19 protein-coding genes are annotated in these 24,420 nt (G+C 39.3%); 6 read left to right on the top strand and 13 right to left on the bottom strand.

Annotated features, from left to right (window positions below; translation table 11 throughout):
- Positions 1-206 precede the first annotated feature (206 nt).
- From F948_RS12150 to F948_RS12125, 6 genes are all read right to left on the bottom strand, one after another.
- Positions 207-794, bottom strand: coding sequence for a tetratricopeptide repeat protein (locus F948_RS12150; RefSeq protein ID WP_004964242.1), 588 nt, complete (start codon positions 792-794; stop codon positions 207-209).
- Positions 791-1,384 carry a methionine biosynthesis protein MetW gene (gene metW / locus F948_RS12145; protein ID WP_004678509.1) on the bottom strand — a complete coding sequence of 198 codons (594 nt, stop codon included), beginning with the start codon at positions 1,382-1,384 and terminating at the stop codon, positions 791-793. The genes F948_RS12150 and metW overlap by 4 nt, the downstream gene beginning before the upstream one ends.
- The gene (gene metX / locus F948_RS12140; protein WP_004964240.1) at positions 1,384-2,544 is read right to left on the bottom strand and encodes a homoserine O-succinyltransferase MetX; all 1,161 of its coding nucleotides are present in this window, start codon (positions 2,542-2,544) and stop codon (positions 1,384-1,386) included. The genes metW and metX overlap by 1 nt, the downstream gene beginning before the upstream one ends.
- A 103-nt stretch (positions 2,545-2,647) precedes the next feature.
- On the bottom strand, positions 2,648-4,345 hold the full coding sequence (gene leuA, locus F948_RS12135; protein ID WP_004964237.1) for a 2-isopropylmalate synthase: 1,698 nt from the start codon (positions 4,343-4,345) through the stop codon (positions 2,648-2,650).
- Between the two features lie 451 nt (positions 4,346-4,796).
- Positions 4,797-5,480, bottom strand: a complete 684-nt coding sequence (locus F948_RS12130) for a Fe2+-dependent dioxygenase (protein ID WP_004678505.1) — start codon at positions 5,478-5,480, stop codon at positions 4,797-4,799.
- A gap of 97 nt (positions 5,481-5,577) precedes the next feature.
- A complete protein-coding gene (locus tag F948_RS12125) occupies positions 5,578-7,866 on the bottom strand; it encodes a TonB-dependent receptor (protein ID WP_004964235.1) in 2,289 nt (762 codons plus the stop codon).
- A 384-nt stretch (positions 7,867-8,250) separates the two neighbouring features.
- Here F948_RS12125 and tig point away from each other — a divergent pair, with 384 nt between their 5' ends.
- From tig to F948_RS12105, 4 genes are all read left to right on the top strand, one after another.
- Positions 8,251-9,582: a trigger factor gene (gene tig / locus F948_RS12120; RefSeq protein ID WP_004909227.1), complete on the top strand. Its 1,332-nt coding sequence runs from the start codon at positions 8,251-8,253 to the stop codon at positions 9,580-9,582.
- Positions 9,583-9,779: 197 nt separating this feature from the next.
- A complete protein-coding gene (gene clpP, locus F948_RS12115) occupies positions 9,780-10,385 on the top strand; it encodes an ATP-dependent Clp endopeptidase proteolytic subunit ClpP (protein WP_004909225.1) in 606 nt (201 codons plus the stop codon).
- Positions 10,386-10,412: 27 nt separating this feature from the next.
- Entirely contained in the window at positions 10,413-11,723 is a 1,311-nt protein-coding gene (clpX, locus tag F948_RS12110) for an ATP-dependent Clp protease ATP-binding subunit ClpX (protein WP_004951909.1), read from the top strand.
- 151 nt (positions 11,724-11,874) lie between these two features.
- Complete coding sequence (locus F948_RS12105) at positions 11,875-12,591, top strand: DUF2846 domain-containing protein (RefSeq protein WP_004909219.1); 717 nt, start codon at positions 11,875-11,877, stop codon at positions 12,589-12,591.
- 23 nt (positions 12,592-12,614) lie between these two features.
- Here the strand turns inward: F948_RS12105 and F948_RS12100 are convergent, their stop codons facing one another.
- From F948_RS12100 to F948_RS12090, 3 genes are all read right to left on the bottom strand, one after another.
- On the bottom strand, positions 12,615-13,157 hold the full coding sequence (locus F948_RS12100; RefSeq protein ID WP_004964228.1) for a DUF2059 domain-containing protein: 543 nt from the start codon (positions 13,155-13,157) through the stop codon (positions 12,615-12,617).
- 99 nt (positions 13,158-13,256) lie between these two features.
- Positions 13,257-14,783, bottom strand: coding sequence for a fumarate hydratase (locus F948_RS12095; RefSeq protein WP_004909213.1), 1,527 nt, complete (start codon positions 14,781-14,783; stop codon positions 13,257-13,259).
- 139 nt (positions 14,784-14,922) lie between these two features.
- Positions 14,923-15,789, bottom strand: a complete 867-nt coding sequence (locus F948_RS12090; protein ID WP_004964224.1) for a helix-turn-helix transcriptional regulator — start codon at positions 15,787-15,789, stop codon at positions 14,923-14,925.
- A 181-nt stretch (positions 15,790-15,970) separates the two neighbouring features.
- On the opposite strand from F948_RS12090, the gene F948_RS12085 reads away from it, so the two are divergent.
- A complete protein-coding gene (locus F948_RS12085; protein WP_004964222.1) occupies positions 15,971-16,867 on the top strand; it encodes a DMT family transporter in 897 nt (298 codons plus the stop codon).
- 68 nt (positions 16,868-16,935) lie between these two features.
- Here F948_RS12085 and pta read toward each other — a convergent pair whose 3' ends face one another.
- From pta to F948_RS12070, 3 genes are all read right to left on the bottom strand, one after another.
- Positions 16,936-19,071, bottom strand: coding sequence for a phosphate acetyltransferase (gene pta / locus F948_RS12080; RefSeq protein ID WP_004909207.1), 2,136 nt, complete (start codon positions 19,069-19,071; stop codon positions 16,936-16,938).
- A 34-nt stretch (positions 19,072-19,105) separates the two neighbouring features.
- A complete protein-coding gene (locus F948_RS12075; protein WP_004964219.1) occupies positions 19,106-20,281 on the bottom strand; it encodes an acetate/propionate family kinase in 1,176 nt (391 codons plus the stop codon).
- Positions 20,282-20,566: 285 nt separating this feature from the next.
- Positions 20,567-21,832 carry a glutamate-5-semialdehyde dehydrogenase gene (locus F948_RS12070; RefSeq protein ID WP_004964216.1) on the bottom strand — a complete coding sequence of 422 codons (1,266 nt, stop codon included), beginning with the start codon at positions 21,830-21,832 and terminating at the stop codon, positions 20,567-20,569.
- A gap of 344 nt (positions 21,833-22,176) precedes the next feature.
- Here F948_RS12070 and F948_RS12065 point away from each other — a divergent pair, with 344 nt between their 5' ends.
- Positions 22,177-23,487, top strand: a complete 1,311-nt coding sequence (locus tag F948_RS12065; RefSeq protein ID WP_004909199.1) for an alpha/beta fold hydrolase — start codon at positions 22,177-22,179, stop codon at positions 23,485-23,487.
- Between the two features lie 43 nt (positions 23,488-23,530).
- Here the strand turns inward: F948_RS12065 and F948_RS12060 are convergent, their stop codons facing one another.
- Positions 23,531-24,373, bottom strand: coding sequence for a class I SAM-dependent methyltransferase (locus F948_RS12060; RefSeq protein ID WP_004964213.1), 843 nt, complete (start codon positions 24,371-24,373; stop codon positions 23,531-23,533).
- Between the last annotated feature and the right edge of the window lie 47 nt (positions 24,374-24,420).

Raw genomic sequence — 24,420 nt, 5'->3', positions numbered from 1 at the left:
ACCTGCTGCAACAATTTCACAAGATTTTTCGCAACCCATAATATTTAAACGAGTGACATTAGCAGTTCTTGGAATAAACAAAGTTAGGTAAGTTGTGGTGATAGTCAATAATAGAATTAAAACTATTTTTCTTGTCATAATTTATTCTGTAAAAATAAATTCTATTTTACTCTTCTTAGGAGAAAAATAGAATTTATAAATTAAAACTACTGTGCCTGAATCCATTTATCAGCACGGTCACGTGCAGTACGAATCTGGTCTTGAGTTAAGTTTGCAGCCAACGCTGTTTTCTTACCTTCAGACAGGCTAATCACTTTAGTGTCAAGCATGCCATCACGGGTTGAAAGCTCATACCATTGGTAAGCACCAACATAGTTTTTCTTTTGCTCTTCCATCATCGCCAGATTAAAGCTGGCACGGTTATCGCCATTACTCGCAGCTTTCTCGAAATATTTACGCGCCAAAGCTTCATCTTTCTTCGTACCGATGCCATCTGCATACATACGACCGACATTTAACTGTGCAGCAGATAAACCTTGATCTGCTGCTGCCTTGAATAAAGTGAAAGCTTGTTTTTCATCTTTAGCCACTTCTTTACCAAACTGGTAACGTGTTGCTAGATAAAATTGTGCCCCAGCTTGACCAGATTTTGCTGCGCTTTGTAATTCACTGATACCCATCACTGAATATCGCGCTGCCTGTGTTGCAACTGATTGTGGTTGAGCAACATAGTCAGCGTGCGCTTGTATACTGATCAGACCAAATAAAAATGTGCTGATAAATGTCTTTTTCATAGAGCGCTCACTCGATAAATTGCGACTTCACCAAATAGGTTCGGCATATGCTTACTGAGCATACTACCTTGTTGGTCACCATTGACGGCAAGTCGATTAATAATTTTAATCCGATTCTCAGCACATAGGGCTTCAAAGTCACGGAAAGTACATAAATGAATATTCGGGGTGTTATACCACATATAGGGTAAAGCTTCCGAGACAGGCATTTTCCCTTTCAATGCAAGAAAAGAACGAGTCTTCCAATACGCAAAGTTTGGAAAAGTAATAATTGCCTGTTTTCCGACACGCACCATATCACGAAGTAATACATCGGGCGCATCTACAGCTTGCAAAGCTTGTGCCATAACCACAGAGTCAAACGACTGGTCGGCAAAACGGCTTAAACCCAAGTTTAAATCCTGTTGGATAATATTTAACCCTCGACTGATGGCAATTGCAATCTTTTCTTGATCAATTTCTAATCCATAAGCACGAATATTATGCTGTTTGCTCATATGCGCCAGTAATTCACCATCACCACAGCCTAAATCCAGTACGTTGGAATCAGGTTTAATCCATCTTTCAGCCAGTCGTTGATCTATACGCATTAGATATTCTCCAAACGGGTCGATTGCAACTGTTGCGCTCCACCTAAAAAGGCTCTTAATGTTTTCACATAGAGTGGGATAGGGAACAAGAACGAATCATGACCTTGTTCTGCATCAATATCTAAGTAACTGACGGGCTTATGATTATCAATTAGAGCATCAACTAATTCTTGTGAACGACTTGGGCTGAAACGCCAGTCAGTCGTAAATGAAATCACCAAGAATTTGCATTTAGGCTTGCTCATTGCTTTTGTCAAGGAATGTTCATACTCACGAGATGGATCAAAATAATCCAAGGCCTTGGTCATAATCAAGTAAGTATTTGCATCAAAATTGCGACTAAATTGTTCGCCCTGGTAACGCAGATAGCTTTCAACCTGAAACTCAACATCAAAGCCGTACATAAATTTGCCCGATTTTAAGTCCCGACCAAATTTCTGTTTCATGGCTTCTTCTGAAAGATAGGTGATATGACCCACCATGCGTGCCAAAATTAACCCACGTTTTGGATAACTGTCATGTTCCAGATAACGTCCATGATGGAAATCGGGATCAGACAGAATTGACTGACGGGCAACCTCATTAAAGGCAATATTTTGTGCCGAAAGTTTTGGTGCACTGGCGATAATGACACATTTTTTTAAACGATCAGCATAGTCCAATGACCATTGTAGTGCTTGCATGCCACCTAAAGAACCACCAATCACCGCATACCAAATATCAATACCAAGACGATCAGATAGCATGGCTTGAGTTTTTACCCAGTCACGAACTGTAACTAGTGGAAAATCAGGACCATAAGGACGGTTTTCATTTTCTGGATTTGGTGAAGTTGGTCCTGTAGAACCATTACAGCCACCGATATTATTTAAAGAAACGACAAAAAAATGATTGGTATCAATCGCTTTGCCGGGACCAATACAGCTATCCCACCAACCTGCTTTTTTATCATCTGCATGATGATAACCCGCAGCATGATGATGCCCAGATAATGCATGGCAAATTAAGATTGCATTGGATTTATCTGCATTAAGTGTTCCATAGGTTTCAACCATCAAATCAAAACGTGGCAGGATACGCCCACATTCAAGCTCTAATGGTTGCTCAAATTGAAATTTTTGTGGTGTGACTAAACCCACTGAATCCGATGGAAAAGACACTGGAATGATTCGCCTTGTATAAATCTTTGATCAATAATAAAAGGATACCAATTCAGGTATCCTTTCAAAAGTCATTTTTTCTGATATTACAACTCAGCTTTGCTTAAACTGCCGCAGCAGCAACTTGCTCAGTTGTAAGTACGCCTTGTTCAATTAAACGATTGGTACATGCAATAATCGCATCGATTGAAGAGGTTACGATGTTGTCGTGTACACCTGCACCAAATGCACTCTTACCTGTACCTTTGACTTGAAGTTCAATCAATGCAAGGGCTTTGGCATTTGCACCTGAACTAATACTACGTTCTTCATAGTTCACAACGTCAATCGGCAACTGTAAAGCATTTAACATTGCTGAGATTGGGCCGTTACCTTCACCACGTAGGCGTTGAATTTCACCTTCAATTTCAATATCTAATTCAATGATTTGTGTGCCATTGATGTCTGATAATTGATAATGTTTAGTTTGGTAGTGATGGTTTTTGATATCGACATAAGTTTTCTCAAACAATGTCCAGATCTCGTGTGCACTGATTTCAGTACCATTCTCATCAGTATGTTGTTGAACAATTTGACTAAATTCAATCTGAACACGACGTGGCAATGCAACGTTATAGTTTGATTCTAATAAATATGCGATACCACCTTTACCTGATTGACTATTTACACGAATAACAGCGTCATAGTCACGACCTAAATCTTTAGGATCGATTGGTAAATAAGGCATATCCCAAATTTCTTCGTTTTTCTGGAACTCAAAGCCTTTTTTGATCGCATCTTGGTGGGAACCAGAGAAAGCTGTGAAGACTAAATCACCTGCATATGGATGACGAGGGTGAACAGGTAAGCCTGTACATTCTTCAACAGTTGCAATGATTTCGTTGATGTTCGAGAAATCTAAATTTGGTGCAACACCTTGGGTATACATGTTCAAGGCAATTGCTGCAACATCGACATTACCCGTACGTTCGCCATTTCCAAATACACAACCCTCAACACGGTCAGCACCTGCCATAATGGCTAATTCAGATGCAGCAATACCACAACCACGGTCATTGTGACAGTGAACTGAGATAATTACGCCATCACGACGTTGCAAGTTACGGTGCATCCACTCAATTTGATCTGCATAAACATTTGGTGTTGAAACTTCAACTGTTGCAGGTAAGTTCAAAATCACTTTATTGGTTGGAGATGCTTCCCAAATTTCAGTAACCGCATCACAGACATCTTTGGCAACTTCCAATTCTGTTGCAGAGAAACACTCTGGGCTGTACTGGAATATCCATTCAGTTGCAGGATATTGCGCTGCGTATTCTTTCACTTTATTTGCTGCATTAATGGCAAGTTGTTTCGCGCCATTTACATCTACATTCAACACTTTTTGACGGAATGTTGGTGAGTTTGAATTGTAGATATGCACAATCGCACGTTTTGCACCAACCAAAGACTCAAAGGTACGCTCAATCAAGTGGTCACGGGCCTGAACCAACACTTCGATGTACACATCTTCTGGAATCAAATCTTCTTCAATTAACTTACGAGTAAAGTCAAAGTCAATTTGAGATGCTGAAGGGAAACCAATTTCAATATGTTTGAAGCCGATTTTAACCAACATGTGGAACATTTTTAATTTTTGATCCATGTTCATCGGTTCAAAAATGGCCTGATTACCATCACGAAGATCGGTACTCATCCAGATGGGCGCCTGATTGATTTCATTGTTCGGCCATTGGCGATCTGGTAAATCCACACGCTGATACATACGGCGGTATTTCTTGCTTGGGTCAGCCAACATCATGAGATAACTCCTTGTTGTAGCATGGTTGCTGCTTCAAAATAAATGCAACGTGCTACGAATATATATGGTGTCTATAACAATTAATTTAAAGAGAATATGTTTTAAGTGCCTAAAACTAGACAGGAAAATTTATATGCGCGCGAGGCGCAGCATCAGGAGAGCAGCAAGATGGTTTATATTCGACGGATGGGTAAAGCCGTAATTTGTTTTCATCATCAACCATTCAAAATTATGATTCGGTTTTGCAGCTATATTAATCATCTAATAAAAATCAGTCTAGGTGAAAATAAGCTGGCTGCAAAGGTCTATAACAGCATTCTAGCTCTTAATTGTGGAAAATGTTTTCCTGTTTTTTGCAAGAATTGATAGTTGAGTGGGATATTTTTTCTAAATCAGTCTATTTTTTAATAAAAATTATAGAATTTATTCAGCATGACGAAAAATGAAGTGGTCAGAGTTCTGACCACATACGAATGAGATTGTGATAAATATTGGTGAGTTTCATTACTTCTGGATATGCATCACCATGATCTATGCGAAGTTGACGAATACTTTCATCCAAATTAAAGAGCATATGACGCTTTTGATCATCTCTAATCAAACTTTGTACCCAAAAAAATGAAGCAAATCGGGTACCACGCGTAATACTACTGACTTCATGTAAGCTTGTTGAAGGGTAGAGTACGACATCACCTGCTGGTAATTTCACTTCATGGTAGCCATAAGTATCCTCAATAACGAGATCACCACCATCATATTCTTCAGGTTCACTCAAAAATAAAGTACACGATAAATCTGTGCGAAGTTGTTGATGAGTCCCTCTCACTAAACGAATTGAATTATCGACATGAAAACCAAAACTTTCGTGTTCATCGTAGCGATTAAACAAAGGTGGAATCATTTGCTTGGGGAGTGCAGCTGCTTGGAAAGTTGGATTTTTCCAAATTGCATCCATCACAAGTGCACTAAGTTGGTGGGTTAAAGGGTCACTCTCTGAAAGTTGTTGATTACGTTTTACGGAAGCTGAGAGTGTGCCTGCTGTAATTTTTCCACCGACCCAATCTGCTGCTTCCATTAATTTACGGAATTCGGCGACTTGTTCTTTTGTCAAAACATTCGGAATGTGATGGATCACTGAGCATATCCCTTTCAATTGATTATTATAAAAAATAGCCTCATAGTGAGGCTATTTTAGATGAGTTTAAGTAAATACCCTAGTTTTTTTAAGGGATTTAGTACTTAAAGTTGATCGCAAGAACTGCGTTGCGGCCATCACCTTCATTTGCATAGTGAGAGGTATAAGCACTTGTAAAGTAACGCTTATCAGAAATGTTGTTAACATTTAGCTGAAGATCGACATTTTCATCAACTTCGTACTGAAGCATTGCATTATAGATAGTGAATGTTGGCAAGATTTTCGGTGATGTTGTGTCAGAGAAAACTTTATCACGATATTGAACACCGGCGCCTAAGGTTAGTTTTGGTAAAACTTGGTAGGTTGTCCACAAGCTAGCACTGTTTTTTGCAACAAATGGTAGTGGTTTGCCTTCTTGAGCAACCTTGTTGTACGCAGCTTTCTCTACTTTACTGTCAAGGTAGCTATAACCTAAAGCCATTTCCCATTTGTCAGTAATATGACCAGTTAAGCCCAGTTCAAAACCATCAACTTTGCTTTCACCAGCATTTGCTGATGTTTCGGCATCAATTGCGATACGTGTATTTTGTTTTTCTGTTCGGAAAAGTGCAGCATTAATGTTTGCACGGTTTTCCCAGAGACTCCATTTTGTACCTACTTCATATGTACGAGCTTTTTCTGGATCAAGCGTCTGATTTGCCGCATCCATATCTACATCGACATCAATACCTACAGGGTTTGCAGAAGTCGCAAAGCTTGCATAGATGCTACCGTGTTCAGTAGGACGGAATACTACACCAGCTTGATATGAGAAGAAATCCGTATCATTGCTATATACTGTTCCTGCAGGAGTTGTGGTTGAACCTCTTACGAAATCTTTCTTAAAGTCCAATTCAGAGTCAAATTGATCCCAACGTACACCTAGATTTAGTAACCAGTATTTATTGAATTCAATACTGTCTAAAGCATAGACTGATACCGTTTCATTGGTTGTGATTCTTTGTTTTAGGTTTGCTGTGGTTGTACCTAACCAAGGTGCATTGCCAGATGGATTACTTAAGCTTGTGCACCAACCATCATTATTTTGACAGGTATTATTGAAACCTGTAGTTGAAACAGCAATATTACCATTCTTATCTAGGTAGCCGGGGTATGTCATGTTGTAAGTACCACGTTCGGTCTCTTCATGACTATATTCAGCACCCACATTAAAACTATGTGTCAATAAACCTGTTTTGAGCTTGCCAGTTAAAGACAGTTGATCTGTGAAGGCTTGTGTTTCTCGAATCGATTGGGTTGCACGACGCCAAACTTTATCGCTATAGATATTGCCTTTAGAATCGTCTGGGTTTGTATTGATATAGTCTGCTTTGGATAAACTATAAGATGCAATATTACTCAGTGTTAAATCATCATTAAAATCATGTTCAAGTTTCAATGAGCCGATGTGATTTTCACGTTTATCAAAGTCACGTGCTTTCCAGCCATAGTAAGAGCCTTGTTTAACTGAAACAGGTTTACCATCGCCTTTAACAGCATCTAAGGGGATATGTTTTTTTCGAGTTACACCATCATTTTCATAGATATTCGGATTGTTAAATGGAATGCCTGAATCTGGCTCATCATTACTTTTGATAAAGTAGTAACTTAAGGTCGCACGATTTTCAGTTCCTAAACCGAAAGCTAGGCTAGGTGCAATACCAACACGAGCGTATTCTGCACCATTATGCTGTCCTGGCTTTTCATTTTCATGACCCATAACGACAACACGACCGGCAACACCATTACCAAAGTCTTTGTTGGCATCAAGCTGAATGTGTTTGTAGTTGTCAGTACCACCCGCAACAGTACCTTGATATTGGGTACCCTCATGAGCAATTTTAGGAATTAGGTTGATGCTACCACCGACTCCGTTGCCACCTGTTAAAGCAGAACTTGAACCCTTGGTAACTTCAACTTGCTCAATTGCAAACATATCACGAGATTGGGCGCTTGAGTTTCTCACACCATCTACGTAAATTGCAGATTGACTGTTGTAACCACGAATATATGGAATATCTGTATAAGGGGCACCACCTTCACCAGCACCAAGTGTTATGCCAGGTTCATTGCGGAGAGCCTCAAGTAGGGTATTTGAGTTCGTTTCTTGAAGTAATTTTTGAGAAAGAATTGAAACTGATTTTGGTGTGTCTTTTAATGGCGCAACATATTTATTGTTTGCAGATACATCAACTTTTAATTGTTCAGCAGTTGCTTCTGCATGAATCGTTGGGAGTTGAACCACATTTTCTTTATCTTGCGCGATTGCTGCAGTTGCAATCATAGAAAGAGATGATGCAATCGCAGATGAAACAAACTTCTTACGTGTTCTGATAAAAGAAGACATATCGTATCCATGTAAACCTTAAAATTCATGCAAATAATAATTATTCTTATTCTTATATGCAATTTTTCTCGATTGGATTTAACGATGCTTAGATCATATAAATTTGGAAAAAGAAATAGAATAGTGTAGCGAAATGTAAGATTGTGTTGTAATTGATTGGGTGAAAATTAAGCATATTGATCTAATAGAATTCTTCACGAAATTACCCAAGAACAACCGAGTTTATTCATAAACTATGAAAAATAATAAATCGTGGATGACTTGCTGATATGTTCAGATCAACTTTTACTGCTAGAATGCTTGTCGAATTTTGTATATCAGCAAAGTTGTCATATAATGTGGCACTTTAAAAATTGTTACTACTAACTATATATCGAGGAAGCCATGCAAGTAACGACTGAAGCGGTTTCGGGCGTTGCCCGTCGTTTAAATGTTTCTGTACCGACGAGCCGTGTTAACGAGCAATTTGAAGCTCGCTTAAAACGCACTGCCAAAACTGTGAAGATCAACGGCTTCCGTCCAGGTAAAGTGCCTTTAAATGTTGTTCGCCGTGAATATGGTGCGAGCATCTATCAAGAAGTTGTGAATGACCTTATTCGCGATACAGTATTCGAAGCAATTCAACAAGAAAAAATCAATGCAGTAGGCATGCCGAACATTGAAAAAGTTGAAAACAAAGATGACGCTTTAGTTTATGAAGCGACTGTAGAAGTGTATCCAGAAGTAGAAGTTAAATCTTTTGCTGACTTAGAGATTGATCGTAAATCATCTGAAATCAACGATGCAGACGTTGATGTAATGATTGAAAACTTACAAAAGCAACGTGCTTCTTGGACTGAAACCAAAGGCATGGCGAAAAAAGACATGCAAGTGACTTTCGATTTCGAAGGTACTGTTGATGGTGAGAAGTTTGAAGGCGGTGCAGCTGAAGACTTTAAACTTGTTCTTGGTTCAGGTCGTATGATTCCTGGATTTGAAGACGGTATCGTTGGCATGAAGAAAGGCGAAGAGAAAGTTATTGATGTAACTTTCCCTGAAGACTACCAAGCTGAAAACTTAGCAGGTAAAGCAGCTCAGTTTAAAATCACTGTGAAACTTGTTGAAAAACAAAAGCTTCCAGAGATTGATGCTGAATTCTTAAAAATCTTTGGTTTAACTGAAGAAGAAGGCTTAGACAAGTTAAAAGCTGACGTTCGTAAAAACATGGAACGTGAAGTTCGTAACGGTCTTCGCAACCAAGTTAAACAAGCTGCGTTTGATGCGCTTGTAGCTGCGAACGAAATCGAAGTTCCAGCATCAATGGTTGCTCAAGAAATTGATCGTCAACGTCAACAAATGATCCAACAGTTCACGCAACAGTTTGGTGCTCAAGGTGCAGGCGCATTTGACAGCAGCATGCTTCCAGATGAATTGTTCAAAGAACAAGCTGAAAAATCAGTGAAACTTGGTGTATTGGTAAGCAAAGTATTAGCTGACGCTAAGCTTGAAGTTGACCAAGCACGTGTTGATGCTTATATCAATGACATGGCTTCTTCTTATGAAGATCCAACAGAAGTTGTTGAATACTTCAAAAATGACAAACAACAACGTGCTCAAATCGAAGCAGTTGTGTTAGAAGACCAAGTTGTTGATCACATCTTGGCTGCTGCTAAAGTAAATGATGTGGCTGTAAGCTACGAAGACTTATTAAAAGAACAACAAGCTCGCCGTGGCTAATCTTTTAAAAGTTGAAAAGAAAGGCGCGTAATGCGCCTTTTTTTATATGTGTTATGAATGTGTTAATTTGTCTAAAAAATGCCAGATTTTAGTCTAAATATTCGAATATTTCAGATTGAACCTTTTGCAATTTCAGCGATTATCCCTCATATTGTTGGCATAGATCGAGTCACAATAATTTAGGAATAAGTAAACATATGTATGTTCCAACAATTGAAAATGCTTTAGTTCCTGTTGTCGTTGAACAATCATCTCGTGGTGAGCGTTCTTTTGATATTTACTCACGTTTGTTACGTGAGCGTGTTATTTTCTTGACAGGTGAAGTTGAAGATAACATGGCGAATTTAATCGTCGCGCAGATGTTATTTTTAGAAGCAGAAAACCCAGAAAAAGATATTCACCTCTATATTAACTCTCCAGGTGGTTCGGTAACGGCAGGTATGGCAATTTACGATACCATGCAGTTTATTAAGCCTGATGTTGTGACATACTGTATGGGGCAAGCTGCCTCTATGGGTGCATTCCTTTTGAATGCTGGTGCAAAAGGTAAACGTTATTGCTTGGAAAATGCACGTGTGATGATCCATCAACCATTAGGTGGTTTCCGTGGACAAGCATCTGATATTGAAATCCATGCACGTGAGATTTTGTTTATTAAAGAGCGTTTAAATCGTTTAATGGCGCAACATAGCGGACAGGATTACGAGACAGTTGCTCGTGATACTGATCGTGATAATTTCATGACGGCTGAAGCTGCAAAACAGTATGGTTTGGTTGATCAAGTCCTTAGTAAGCGTCCGTAATTTTTAAGATTCAAGATTGGAGTAAATATGTCCGAACATCCTCAAGGACAAAAACATTGTTCATTTTGCGGTAAAACGCAGTCTGAAGTCGGGAAACTGATTGCAGGTGAGGACGCATATATTTGTAATGAATGTGTAGATGTGTGCTTAGACTTAGTTCAAACAAGTCAACAGGTTGAAGCGGGTGATTGGGCAACCAAAGCACTGCCAAAGCCACATGAAATACGTGCAGCGCTTGATCAATATGTTATTGGGCAGGATCTTGCGAAGAAAACGTTATCTGTTGCTGTGTATAACCACTATAAGCGTTTGAAAGTTGGGCAAACACATCATGCACATCAAGACATCGAAATTGCTAAGAGTAATATTTTATTAATTGGACCAACAGGTTCTGGTAAGACTTTACTTGCTCAAACACTTGCACGTTTACTTGATGTCCCTTTTGCTATGGCGGATGCGACAACACTTACCGAAGCTGGTTACGTGGGTGAAGATGTTGAAAATATCGTGCAAAAATTGCTGCAAAAGGCAGACTATGATGTAGAGAAAGCTCAAAAGGGCATTATCTATATTGATGAAATCGACAAGATCACGCGTAAGTCTGAGAATCCATCGATTACTCGCGATGTTTCGGGTGAGGGTGTACAACAAGCATTATTAAAAATGATTGAAGGTACAGTTGCTTCGATTCCTCCACAAGGAGGGCGTAAGCATCCTCAACAAGAATTTATCCAAATCGATACTTCAAATATATTATTTATTTGCGGTGGCGCATTCTCAGGTTTGGAAAAAATTGTACAGCAACGTCAGGAAAAAGGCGGTATCGGTTTCACAGCTGATGTGAAAAATAAAGATGACAGTAAAAAAGTCTCTGAGTTATTCCGTCAAGTTGAAGCAACAGATTTGGTGAAATTTGGTTTAATTCCTGAATTTATCGGTCGTTTGCCAGTGATTGCAACGCTTGATGAGTTGGATGAAGAAGCATTGATGCAGATTTTGACTGAACCAAAAAATGCATTAACTCGCCAATATCAGTATTTATTCACGATGGAAGATGTTGACCTCGTATTTGATGAGTCTGCATTACGAGCAGTAGCGAAGAAAGCTCTTGAGCGTAATACTGGCGCACGTGGTCTACGTTCTATCTTGGAAAATGTACTACTTGAAACAATGTATGATTTACCAAGTCGCAAAGATGTAGGCACGGTTATTGTTGATGAGGCTGTGATTAATGGAACAGCTAAACCGACATATAAGCCAGAGCGTTTACCACAAACGACGACAGCTGAATTGATTGAGAAGAAAGATTTGAAAGTTGTAGATTCAAAATCTGCTTAATTCACATTCATCTAAAAAAGCATGAAAGGCTTAGCTTTTCATGCTTTTTTTATTTGCAATTGAACGGTGAGGTGTTAATCTTAAAAATTGAATAATCCGCATAGTTTTGCGCCGTTAAAAATAAATCCAAGAAAACGCCTTGAGGGATGTCATGCGTTATTTAATATTGTCATTATGTTGTGTAGGGATTTTGGCGGGCTGTCAAAGTCATAAAGCAGTTGAAGAAAATCCAGCCGTCTTAACAGCAACTTTACCTCCTGTCGATACAGATAAGAAACCAGGTTTATTTGATCAATATCATGTGGGTGGTTTTACTGTTGGTGGATGGGTAAACCAAAAATTAGGTCAATATTACGCTCCTATCAAGCCACAAAATGAGCAAGCCGCGGTAGTCTATTTATATCGCCCAGACACTCGCTGGAATCGCCAAGAAATTGCTGCTGCTAATCTATTTATCAATGGTCATCGCATTCCAAGTCTATTACATAATCATTATTATTGGTTGGAATTACCAGCTGGAACTTATCGCTTAAGTGTAAGTCGTCCTCTAGCAGGCCTACATTTTCAAAAACCGAAATATTTAGATTTTACAGTTGATGCAGCTCAAACTTATTTCATTAAATATGACGAAGAGAATAAGTTACCAAGAAGTGAACCAACAGGTCCATTTATGTCAATGCCAGAGAAAGTGGCACGTCAAGAAATTGCATTTACTCGATTAAAATCATCTAGTTATAATTTTGTTGCGCAAGATGCTTCAGGTAAAGTTCGTTCTAAGCCTCAGGAGTTAAAACCTGCTAAGTATGATCAAAAGTCAGAGGTTCACTTGGTTAAACCATTTAAACTGTGGAATCCTTTAACTTGGTAATTGATTGTATTAATGAGCAATTTCTATTCCTGTTGAATTAGTGGTTGAATGATAGATAGAAATTGCTCTTTCAATTGAATGCTTTGTTCAGGATCGCTTAGCGTTTTTTGACTTAGGGTATTCATATATTGAAATACATTTGTACTAATCTGTAAGTTTTTCTGATTGATTGACTTACCTTCAGGGGTTTTTAAAAACTTTAAATAAGCCTGAATTTCTTCTTCACTGAGTGTGTCTTTATAAATTTTTTCAATCGCTTGAATTGTTTCAGGTCGAGCAAATAATTTTGAACTAGTCTCTTTTAATAATTGGCTGAGTTCTAATACTGCTAAGAGTTCTTGATTGGTTGTTAATTTTTCTTTATTTAAAATACCTAAGATAATCCTTTCAGCTTCTAAGTCTAGAGCAGGTTGCATTTCTTCAAAGGAGTTGTTCAGTACTTTTTCTAAGTCACTGGTTTTAATTAATTCTTGAACAGATTTAGTTTGCGCAGGAGTAGCTGATATATCCTGTGAAGTACAAATAGCAAGGCATAGCAACAGATAATGGAATGGTTTTATGTTCATATTTGACTCGTTATTCTTATTCATTTTTATAATTTAACAGAAGCTTTAAGTAAAAAAATAGCCGAATGCAGTGATCCGGCTATTTTTTTGATGAGCGGATTATTGTGCCGCAGCATCTACAACTGGAATTTTACCAATTTTTGCTTGCCAGATTTTTGGAGCAGTTGCGTGGATAGACGTACCATTCACATCAACGGCAACAGAAACAGGCATATCTTCAACCACAAACTTGTAGATTGCTTCCATACCTAGGTCAGCAAATGCAACAACTTCAGCTTCACGTACAGCTTTAGAAACGAGGTAAGCAGCGCCACCCACAGCCATTAAGTAAGTTGCTTTATTGTCTTTGATTGCTTCAACAGCCGCTGGACCACGATCCGCTTTACCGATCATGCCGAACAAGCCAGTTGCTTCTAAGACTTGACGCGTAAATTTATCCATACGCGTTGCAGTTGTAGGACCAGCAGGACCAACGACTTCATCACGAACAGGATCAACAGGACCAACGTAGTAAATGAATTTACCTTTTAAGTCGACTGGAAGTTCTTCACCATTATTTAACATGTCGACCATGCGCTTATGTGCAGCATCACGACCTGTATAAATTGTACCGTTAAGAAGTAATGTATCGCCTGGTTTCCAAGAATTCATTTCTTCTTGTGTGATCGTATCTAGATTCACACGTTTTGATTGAGATGAATCCCAAGTTACAGCAGGGTAGTCTTCAAGTTTAGGTGCTTGGATGTGTGCTACGCCTGTACCATCTAATTGGAAATGTGCGTGACGAGTGGCAGCACAGTTCGGAATCATACCCACTGGTTTACCCGCAGCGTGACATGGGTAGTCTTTGATTTTAATATCAAGAACAGTCGTCAAACCACCAAGACCTTGAGCACCAATACCCAGTGCATTTACTTTTTCGAAGATCTCAATACGGAGTTCTTCCATCTTGCTTTGTGGACCACGACGAAGTAATTCGTCCATGTTGATTTCTTCCATGAGTGCTTCTTTTGCAAGCATCATGGCTTTTTCTGCAGTACCACCGATACCAATACCGAGCATACCTGGTGGACACCAGCCTGCACCCATTGTTGGTACAGTTTTAAGTACCCAATCTACGATTGAATCAGATGGGTTTAGCATCGCAAGTTTGGATTTATTTTCTGAACCACCACCTTTAGCTGCAACGGTAATATCAACTTTATTACCTGGTACGAGTTTGTAGTGGATGACAGCAGGTGTATTGTCTTTAGTATTCTTACGACCAAAAGCTGGATCAGCAAGCACTGAAGCACGAAGTACGTTTGAGTTTTCTAAGTAACCTTGGCGTACACCTTCGTTCACTGCATCGTCTAAGCTCATGGTTAAATCAAATTTAACATCTAAGCCGACTTCAAGGAAAACGTTGACGATCCCTGTATCTTGACAGATTGGTCGATGACCTTCAGCACACATACGTGAGTTGATGAGGATTTGAGCAATTGCATCTTTTGCAGCTTTGTTTTCTTCACGATCATAAGCACGGCTCATCGCTTGGATGAAGTCTTGAGGGTGATAGTAAGAAATAAACTGGAGGGCATCCTTGATTGATGTAATCAAGTCATCTTGTTTGATGATCGTTGTCATATCAAAATTCTCTTGAGCGGGCGATAAGCTGGCGGGCTAAATTATATGACAAAAAGCTTGGATTGTGGGAGTTTTAAACGACTTTTGGCTAAAGGTCTATATACAAAAGTAGATTTTAAAATATGTGAAACTTCAATAATTAGTTTTGATTTTTTCGCAGCAGTGAAGGTGCGTATCCAAAATGTTTTTTAAAACGATGGCTAAAATGACTGCTCGAACTAAAGCCATATCGCATTGAAATTTCTGTTAAATTTAATTTAGTTAAGTGTAGAGCTTGATGGGCTAACTCAAGTCGACGTTGCATGACGTATTGGTGTGGTGGCATTTTCATGGATTGTTTGAACATATGCGCAAAATGATATTCACTTAATTGCGCTTGTTCGGCTAAATCCGTGAGCGTCAAACTTAAATGCAAATGTTGATCAATCCATTGCAAAACTTGTTTGAGCACATATGGTGAAAGCCCACCTTTTACGACAGGTGCTTGCCACTGTGCATGACTATAATTCTTGATGAGATGATTAAGCAATAGCGTAGTTGCTGTACTCATCTGTAAATGATTTTCGCGGTTTTCCCATTCAGCATTCAGTAAAAAATGCCGATAGATCATTGAGATTTGTGGATCAGCGACGAAGATTTGTGGATTTAAAATAATTTGGCTAGGTTCTTTATCCCAAACTTGTTCTGCTACACGTTTTAGATGTTGTTCTGTGTAGTAAAGATGAACAAAAGTTAGTGGATCACGCAAGTCCCATGTTGACTCATAATCTTGGGGCATGAGGCACATACGGTCAGGCCCACCGCCATTGTGCCAACCTTGAGGTGTCTTTTGATAACTCTGATAACCACCATGAATATACATACTTAAAGTATGGTGATTGCTACAGACATTGACGCGATCTTGATTATTTTCCCACATGGCCAATTGCATACCTGAACCCAATTCAACTGAGTCAAGCAATTGAGCTTTATGTTGCTGTAATTGATCAAGAATTTGATATTTCATCTTCTATACAAAGTGTTAAGTATGATTGTTTTAAGTGTAGGACGTTCAGCCTTAGTTGTCATCTGAATATAACGAACATTAAAAAACACAAGCTAATGACAACCATCACAAGAAAATGAAAGAAAAGAAATGCTGCAAATATCAAACTATTCGGTGTGGTATTAAGTTTGGTTAAAAAGCTATGAATGCATTGTTATATGCTTTGGTTGTGGTGATCTGGGGGACGACATGGATTGCAATTACACTGCAACAGCAAAGTGAAATATCGACCACAGTTGCGGTGTTTTGGCGATTTTTTATTTCAGCAATCGTTTTGTTTGCTTTTGTTGTGATGAGTCGAAAGTTGCAAAGACTGGCAACTCACGATCATTTATTTTGCATGTTGCAGGCATGCTGTATTTTTGGATTTAACTTTGTCTGTTTCTATTATGCAGTGCAATACATTAGTAGTGGCTTGGAAGCAGTGATCTTTTCGATGGCTGTGATTTTCAACACGATCAATGCCAAACTATTTTTTGCTCAGCACATATCGTCCCGTTTTTATCCTGCTGCATTATTTGGTCTGTTTGGGATCATCGCTTTGTTTTGGCACGATGTCATGGGTACAACCTTGAATAGCAATACGTTGATGGGTATTGGACTATGTATTTTAGGAACTTATGGTTTTTCTCTGGGCAATATGATTAGTACGCGCCATCAAAAACATGGATTGGATATTTTTACGACTAATGCCTATGCAATGTTGTATGGTTCTTTGCTAATGGCTTTAATTTCATGGTTTAAGCATGACAACTTTTTTCCGAGCATGTCAGGGAGTTCGGTTAGCGCATTACTCTATTTAGCGATTTTTGGTTCAGTGATTGGCTTTACGGCTTACTTTTATTTGGTTGGTCGAATTGGAGCGGGGAAAGCTGCATATAGTACCTTGTTATTTCCTTTGGTAGCGTTGGTTATATCGACTATATGGGAAGGTTATCACTGGCAAATGAATGCGGTGATTGGTGTGATTCTCATTTTATGTGGTAATGCAATTTTCTTTATCAAACTGCCACGATTCAGAGCAATTAAAACTTCATAACTAAGAACATAAAAAAGCCATCACCTTTGATCAAGTGATGGCTTTTTCTTTATTGCAAAAAGGTCGGACTAGTCTTGTTGCTTTGCCTGAATTGCTGTTAAGGCAATGGTAAACACAATATCATCGACCAAAGCGCCACGAGACAAATCATTTACAGGCTTGTTTAAGCCTTGTAGCATCGGGCCGACACTTACAACATTGGCAGCACGTTGTACCGCTTTATAGGTGGTATTACCTGTGTTGAGGTCAGGGAAAATAAATACGTTGGCGCGACCAGCTACTTGCGAGTCTGGTGCTTTTTGGCGTCCGACACTTTCAACGGATGCTGCATCGTATTGTAAAGGACCATCAATCAATAAATCAGGGCGGCGTTGTTTTGCAATTTTAGTCGCTTCTGCAACTTTTTCCACATCCGCACCAGTCCCCGAAGTTCCTGTTGAATAACTGATCATTGCAATACGAGGGTCGAGACCAAAAGCTTTTGCAGAATCAGCCGATTGAATCGCAATCTCTGCAAGCTGTTCAGCATTTGGATCAGGATTAATTGCACAGTCACCGTATACATAAACTTCATCAGGCAATAGCATGAAAAAGATTGATGAAACCAGTGAGTAATTTGGTGCAGTTTTAATTAATTGAAATGCTGGACGTACAGTATTGGCCGTTGTATGAATGGCACCTGAAACTAAACCATCAACCTGATCAAGTGCTAGCATCATCGTACCGAGAACCACAGTGTCTTGCAGTTGAGCTTTAGCTTGTAGTGCATCAAGCTTACCTTTACGCAATTCAACCATCGGTTCAATATATTGGTCACGAATGCTGTCAGGGTCAATAATTTCTAAATCACTTGGTAGTTGAATGCCACGTGCTTTTGCAACCTCAGCAACTGATTCTGGTTTTGCAAGCAAGATACAGTGCGCGATTCCGCGAGATTGGCAAATTGCAGCAGCTTGAACAGTACGTGGCTCATCACCTTCAGGTAGAACGATACGCTTCTTGGCTGCAATCGATTTTTGTACCAACTCATAGCGGAAAGCAGAAGGGGATAATCGTGGATGTAGATTATTCTGAGTGTGTTGATCAAGCCAGTTATTATCAATATGACTAGAAACAAAGCGAGTTACTTGTTCAGCACGCTCAGTATCATCGACTGGGATTTCATTACCAAAATGGTGTAAGCGCTGAGCTGTTTCTAGCGTATCTAAAGGTGTGTGTAAAATAGGTAAACCTTGTTTTATGGCACCTTGGCAGAACTCTAGAACGTTATTCGCTGGGGCTGATTGTTCTGTTAAAACTAATCCAGCTAAAGGAATCCCGTTGCTAGTTGCGACACTGGCTGCAAGTAAAGTGTCAGTTCGCTGTGCTGCACTGATGATCAGCTCACCAGCAACGAATTTTTGCAATTCGGCTTCGATATCTGAAGCAATCAAGCTGGTATGGAGAATTCGACGTTGCTTTGCTTCACCCTCGTGTAACCAAGTCCCATCAACCACCGATGCAATGTCTAAACTTCGTGGAACACTCAGAATGTTGCTAAAAGGGACTAAACCAATAATCGGTAAGTCATCTGTGCCCATAAAACGATTATAACGTTGCAGTTCTTTTGAGAATTCTGCAATTTTTTCATCTAAACGTAAGCTTGGGTCGAGTGTAACAGGAATCTCAGCCGTGCCTTCTGGAAGTCCTTTGGTGCGCATAAAGAGCACACCTGTAGTACGTGCTGATGCAGCACCACCAAATTGACGTAGATGTGCATCAACTTTTTCAGCTGTTTTACGTGGGTCTGCAAGATCAGCTGTACTGACTAATACGACTTGTGCATCTAGTGCTTGTGCAAGTGCGGCATTGATTTCACTAGCAAAATGATCCTGACCATTTGGGACAAGTCCTTCAACAATAATGACATCATGATTTGCAGCGATTTGACGATGTAAGGCAACTGCTTCTTCGAGTAATTCGTCAGTTTCACCTAAAGCAATTAGTTGAGTTAACTTTTCATAAATAATCGGTTCAACTGACTTATGTTGAAAAAGGTGACTATACAGCGTAGTAGTACGGTCAATAGTGGTATCTGCAATTTGTGAAAAAGGTTTTAGAAACCCTGCGTTAATTCCTTTGCAATCCAATGCGTAAATCATACCTAAGCATGCTGATGTTAAACCAACACCTTCACCTGTAGGGATCAATAAAATTGTATTCATAATGACCTTAATTTTTGTCTAACTGTTTTGTGGTTTAAGCAGTCTGTTCAATGACTTGACGTGTTTCTTTGGCAATACGCCCTTCTTCATCGGTTGGAACAACCCAAATTTGAGGACCTGTTCCAGCATCAATTCGTCCTTCAGTACCACGTGCTAGGGCATTGTTGTTATCTTGACTAAACTGTAAGCCGAAGTGTGGTAAATATCCCAACGTTTTTTCACGTACGTAAGCTGAGTTTTCACCGATCCCACCCGTAAATACTAAACCATCCAAACGTGGTAGACCGCAACTTAAAGCTGACAGAGATTTTGCTAAGCGATAACAGAACACTTCGATTGCTAGAGTCGCACCTTCATGACCATTTTCAGAAGCTTCCACAAGGGTACGCATATCATTGGATAAGCCTGATAAACCAAGTAAACCACTTTCTTTGTTTAGCATGGTGTCGATCTTTTGAATATCCCACCCTAAGTTACTAGCTAAAAATAAATGTAAGCTTGGATCAACATCTCCACTACGTGTACCCATAACTACACCTTCTAAAGGTGTCATACCCATAGAGGTATCAAGGCTTTGACCATTCCAAACTGCACATGTAGAACTGCCATTACCTAGGTGAGCGCTGAGCCAGCCGCCTTGATTTTTGGCACCTGCAAGTTCGCTGGCACGTTCAGTGACATAGGCATGGCTAGTTCCATGGAAGCCATAACGACGTACTTGATGTTCAGTATATAAATTTTGTGGCAATGCATAACGATATGCACGTTCAGGCATCGTTTGATGGAATGCAGTATCGAAAACAGCAACTTGCGGTAATTCTGGGAATAAGCGCATGGTTGCTTCGATTCCTATCAAATGCGCAGGATTGTGTAGAGGTGCAAGTGGTGTGGCAGCTTCAATACGCTTCACGATTTCAGGTGTTAAAAGTTCGGCTTTCGTTAGATTTCCACCATGAACCACACGATGTCCAATTGCTTGAGGATTATAATTTGCTAAACGAGCTAACAAAGTTTCCAACGCTTTGGCATGGTCTGCATGTGGAATTGATAATTCAAGCGGTTCTCCACCGACCGTTACCCCCTTAATACGCGCATCAGCAGAGCCTAAGTTTTCTGCCAAGCCATAAATACGATCTTCACGACGTTCTGAAACAAGCGCATATTTGATCGACGATGAACCACAGTTAATTACAAGTACAGATTTAGCCACGTTTGAACACCTAACTGATTTTAAATTTTATGACGAACACTTTGATCTTGCTGCAACGCATGGGGCAGTGGAATCAAGCGCAATGTTTTAACATGGGTTGTAACTTAGGCGAAGATAGACTTTAGCCTATACAACTGATTTATAATTGAATCTGATCAGTATAGTCTGTAAATTAAAATGTTCTTTTAATTGATTTGTTTGTTTTAATCGTATCTTTTGTATAAAAACACGATAAAGATCAAAATGATGCTTTATCGTGTTTGATCGATCTATTCTAGGATTATCTTATTGGCGAATTTGACCATCACCAAATACAATCCATTTTTGTGACGTTAAGCCTTCTAAGCCAACTGGACCACGTGCATGAATTTTATCGGTTGAAATACCAATTTCGGCACCGAGACCATACTCAAAACCATCTGCAAAACGAGTCGAAGCATTAATCATGACTGAGCTTGAGTCTACTCGTGCAAGGAACTCACGCGCTAAACTGAAATTTTCAGTGATGATGGCATCAGTGTGATGTGAACCATATTTATTAATGTGATCAATCGCTTCATCCATGCCACTGACAACTTTAATCGCCAAGATTGGCCCTAAGTATTCTGTGTACCAGTCTTCTTCAGTCGCCGTTTTTACTGAATCGCCAAGAATACGTTGAGTTTCACGGCAACCGCGTAGTTCAACTTGTTTTTCTGCGTAGAGTTCAGCAATACTCGGTAAGAATTCTTCTGCGATCACTTCATCAACCAAAAGTGTTTCCATCGCATTACACACGCCATAACGATGTGTTTTGGCATTTAATGCAATTGGTAACGCTTTTTGTAAATCTGCTTGAGCTTCAACAAATACATGGCAATTGCCATCTAAGTGCTTAATGACAGGAATGCGAGCTTCATTGCTAATTCGTTCGATGAGGCTTTTACCACCACGTGGCACAATCACATCAACAAACTCAGTCATTGTGATCAAATGACCAACTGCAGCACGATCAGATGTTTCAATAACTTGAACTGCATGTTCAGGTAACCCTGAAACCTGTAAACCATGTTGAATTGCTGTTGCAATCGCTTTATTGGATTCAAGTGCTTCAGAACCGCCACGTAAAATAATGGCATTTCCCGATTTTAAAGCTAATGATGCTGCTTCAAGTGTTACGTTTGGACGTGATTCATAAATCATTCCAATTACACCGAGCGGTACACGCATTTTTCCGAGTTGAATCCCTGAGGGGCGATAAGCAAGATCTGTGATTTCACCAATAGGATCGACCAAAGCAATGACATCTTTTAATCCTTGTAACATCCCTTTAAAACGAGCAGGGGTTAATTCCAAGCGATCTAAAAGCGCATTATCTAATTGGCGTTGGCGCCCATTTTCCATATCAATTTGATTGGCTGCTAAAATTTGCGCTTGGTTATTTTCCAAAGCCGTGTAAATAGCAGACAGTGCATGATTTTTCAAATGAGTGGATGCACTAGTTAAAACTCGAGACGCACGACGTGCCTGAGTACCAACCTGTTGCATATAGTTTTCAATAGAATCTTGCATAGCATTTTAACGATTGCATGTATTTATAATGATAGTAACAGTCAAATGAAGAACAATGAATAGCCTGAACTCATAATTCAAGAAATTATAAATTGTTAATTAGCGCAATTTTTCTTATATAAATGAGATGCACATGTTAAATATAAAATATTTTGCAAAAGATTATTGCTTTAAACAGGACGAGTGGTGAAGGAAATGATTGCGTATAAAACGTGCATTTGTATAGAATGAAAAATGTAGAGGATAAATGTAATACAAATTTTATAAATTTGTTAATTTGCAAGTAGAAATCGCCAAAAATGAGACTCTTGCAGCAGAAAAATAAACAAGGATGGAGGAAGGATATGAATTCCATTATCCAAATGGACTCGGATTTAAATCATACCTATACAGGTTTTGGTTTTTTCGACATTTACAATAAAAACAGTTTTAAACAACCAGCGCGTACAACATGGATAGATGGTTGGAAAATTGAATATATGGCAATTGCAGATCCTAAAACGATCAACAATACGCCAATTGTAATTGTCGGGGGCGCATTTCAAAACTTTAACTCTTATAAGTATTGTGTTGAGCAACTCTTTGAGAGTGGGCCTGTTATTTTAATCGACTTACCGTCAATGGGTGCAAATCAGCAGATTCGCAATGTTGATACAGGTGAGTCCGCTGGAATTTTAGAATTACCAGATTTGTCTAAGATGCTCGGTCAATGGCTTGATATCGTCGGAATTGAGAAAGTTTCCGTGATGGGAATGTCATTGGGTTCGGTTGTCGCATCATCATTTGCCTATCAACGACCGGAATTGGTTGACCGTATGGTATTGATGGGTGTGATGCAAAAGACCCGTAAAAGCTGGCGTATGCTACTTGAAGAATCACTTCACCTCATGCGAGAAGACCGCATGGAGGAGTTTGGTCAGGCAGTGATTTTGTACCTTGTAAATCATGCTAAGCTTGATAAAACGCGGATGTCTCCGACAGCTAAGCGCTTGTTCTTTAGACAGATGGCAGATTTTACCGCGACAGAGCGTGAGCGTTATGAAATCAACTGCAATCGTTTGTTGCGCTTAAGTGATGTACCTGTACCTCAGTGTAAAACTTTGGTAGCTGCAGGACAGTACGATAGCTTTACTTTGCCTCACGAAAATGCTGATTTTGCGCTTCAGTGCGAGAACATGGAATTTGCTTTAATTGCGAATGCCGATCACGTACCTCAATTGCAGCGTCGCAAAGAAACCATGAATTTGTTTACGTCTTTTTTAAAGGGTGAATCCATCGACAATCTTGATGGAATTATCACCATGACACGTGATCAAATGAAAAAAATTGAACGTCGTGGTGAAGAGCGTATTCCTGTACTCAATCCTCATTCTAAATTATCACATCGCCATGATGTGACAGAAGCGCCAGTAGAAATTGTTGATATTACTTTCTTTGGTGTTTACTTAAAGTTAGAACAACTTGAGCAGTTAGAGTTTGTGAAGCAACATCCACGTGATCTTGCATTGCATTTATCTGATGAAGAGGGCGATTTTAAAATCGAATGCTTAATCTTTGGTGCAACTGAGCAAGGATTACGTATTTTATTTAAACATGGCAATTTTGAAGTTGCAGATCGTTTGCTTCGATTTATTGAGCGTCAGAAACAAGCTTAATTATTGTAAAAAAAGAAGTGGTCTATATGACCACTTTTTTATTTTAAGAATTTGATGCTTTAATCATCCATACAAGATCACCTAAATGTTGTTCTGAATTTTCCAACGTTACATTTTCAAAAAATTGTTTAGGCTGTTGCACGATAACTTGATGAAAACCTGCTTCGTGGAAAAAATGTTCAACTTCTTTTGGTGTTTTGAAATGAAAGCTAAAAGCGCTTCTCGACATCCATTTCAGTAATCTGCTGCTATTCCAAATAATTGTAGCTAGTTTATTTTGGGTGGGTTCGGGATAAAGGTCAGTGAGATAATGTAATTGTTTAAAATCACGACCGTAATTGGTAATAGCTTGAATGAGTTGTTGTAGTAATGGTTTTTCAAAATAGTTGATTAAACCTTCACTGATCACAACCAAGGGACGATGAGGATCAAAAACGGTAAATGCAGAAGCAAAGGCTTCGGTAAATAAATCAACAGAAAGTACATCATCAGCGTCGGTTTCAATTTGTTGTAGTGCCGCTTGTTTGGTGGCTGCCATATCAGGCAAATCTAATTCACGATAACAAATACTTGGGTGGTGCTGTCTAAACCACCATCCACGTGGTGATAATCCACACGCAATTTCAAGCACCTGAAGGTCTGGATACTTTTGAATAAGATCTTCTAAATGCTGATCAAGCATCGTATGGCGTTGTTTCAACGTTGTGCGCATACTGCCACCAACATATTTCTCAGCCCAGCTTTCGATTGGATGTACAAGCGCAGCCAGCGTTTTTCCTTTCGCCGTAGCAAAGACAGGATGAGAAATCCCCATTTGATACCAAATGTATCCCGTATAGTGCGCAGTAAATGATATGTGGCGATGTTTTGAAAGTTGTTGTGTCATCTGTCCTAGACTCAATTCTTAATTTTATTCTATTTCCATGCACAACC

Source organism: Acinetobacter junii CIP 64.5, from assembly GCF_000368765.1.
Lineage (GTDB): Bacteria > Pseudomonadota > Gammaproteobacteria > Pseudomonadales > Moraxellaceae > Acinetobacter > Acinetobacter junii.
Note: the sequence above shows the minus strand (reverse complement) of the source record. Positions and strands in the feature narration are given on the sequence as shown.

Excerpts from the sequence above, each read along its gene's own strand:
- F948_RS12090 (WP_004964224.1), bottom strand. The coding sequence starts at position 15,789 with ATGAAATATCAAATTCTTGATCAATTACAGCAACATAAAGCTCAATTG.
- F948_RS12060 (WP_004964213.1), bottom strand. The coding sequence starts at position 24,373 with ATGACACAACAACTTTCAAAACATCGCCACATATCATTTACTGCGCAC.
- F948_RS12065 (WP_004909199.1), top strand. The coding sequence starts at position 22,177 with ATGAATTCCATTATCCAAATGGACTCGGATTTAAATCATACCTATACA.
- F948_RS12150 (WP_004964242.1), bottom strand. The coding sequence starts at position 794 with ATGAAAAAGACATTTATCAGCACATTTTTATTTGGTCTGATCAGTATA.
- F948_RS12070 (WP_004964216.1), bottom strand. The coding sequence starts at position 21,832 with ATGCAAGATTCTATTGAAAACTATATGCAACAGGTTGGTACTCAGGCA.
- metW (WP_004678509.1), bottom strand. The coding sequence starts at position 1,384 with ATGCGTATAGATCAACGACTGGCTGAAAGATGGATTAAACCTGATTCC.
- leuA (WP_004964237.1), bottom strand. The coding sequence starts at position 4,345 with ATGATGTTGGCTGACCCAAGCAAGAAATACCGCCGTATGTATCAGCGT.
- clpP (WP_004909225.1), top strand. The coding sequence starts at position 9,780 with ATGTATGTTCCAACAATTGAAAATGCTTTAGTTCCTGTTGTCGTTGAA.
- F948_RS12100 (WP_004964228.1), bottom strand. The coding sequence starts at position 13,157 with ATGAACATAAAACCATTCCATTATCTGTTGCTATGCCTTGCTATTTGT.
- F948_RS12095 (WP_004909213.1), bottom strand. The coding sequence starts at position 14,783 with ATGACAACGATCATCAAACAAGATGACTTGATTACATCAATCAAGGAT.
- tig (WP_004909227.1), top strand. The coding sequence starts at position 8,251 with ATGCAAGTAACGACTGAAGCGGTTTCGGGCGTTGCCCGTCGTTTAAAT.
- pta (WP_004909207.1), bottom strand. The coding sequence starts at position 19,071 with ATGAATACAATTTTATTGATCCCTACAGGTGAAGGTGTTGGTTTAACA.
- F948_RS12125 (WP_004964235.1), bottom strand. The coding sequence starts at position 7,866 with ATGTCTTCTTTTATCAGAACACGTAAGAAGTTTGTTTCATCTGCGATT.
- F948_RS12085 (WP_004964222.1), top strand. The coding sequence starts at position 15,971 with ATGAATGCATTGTTATATGCTTTGGTTGTGGTGATCTGGGGGACGACA.
- clpX (WP_004951909.1), top strand. The coding sequence starts at position 10,413 with ATGTCCGAACATCCTCAAGGACAAAAACATTGTTCATTTTGCGGTAAA.
- F948_RS12105 (WP_004909219.1), top strand. The coding sequence starts at position 11,875 with ATGCGTTATTTAATATTGTCATTATGTTGTGTAGGGATTTTGGCGGGC.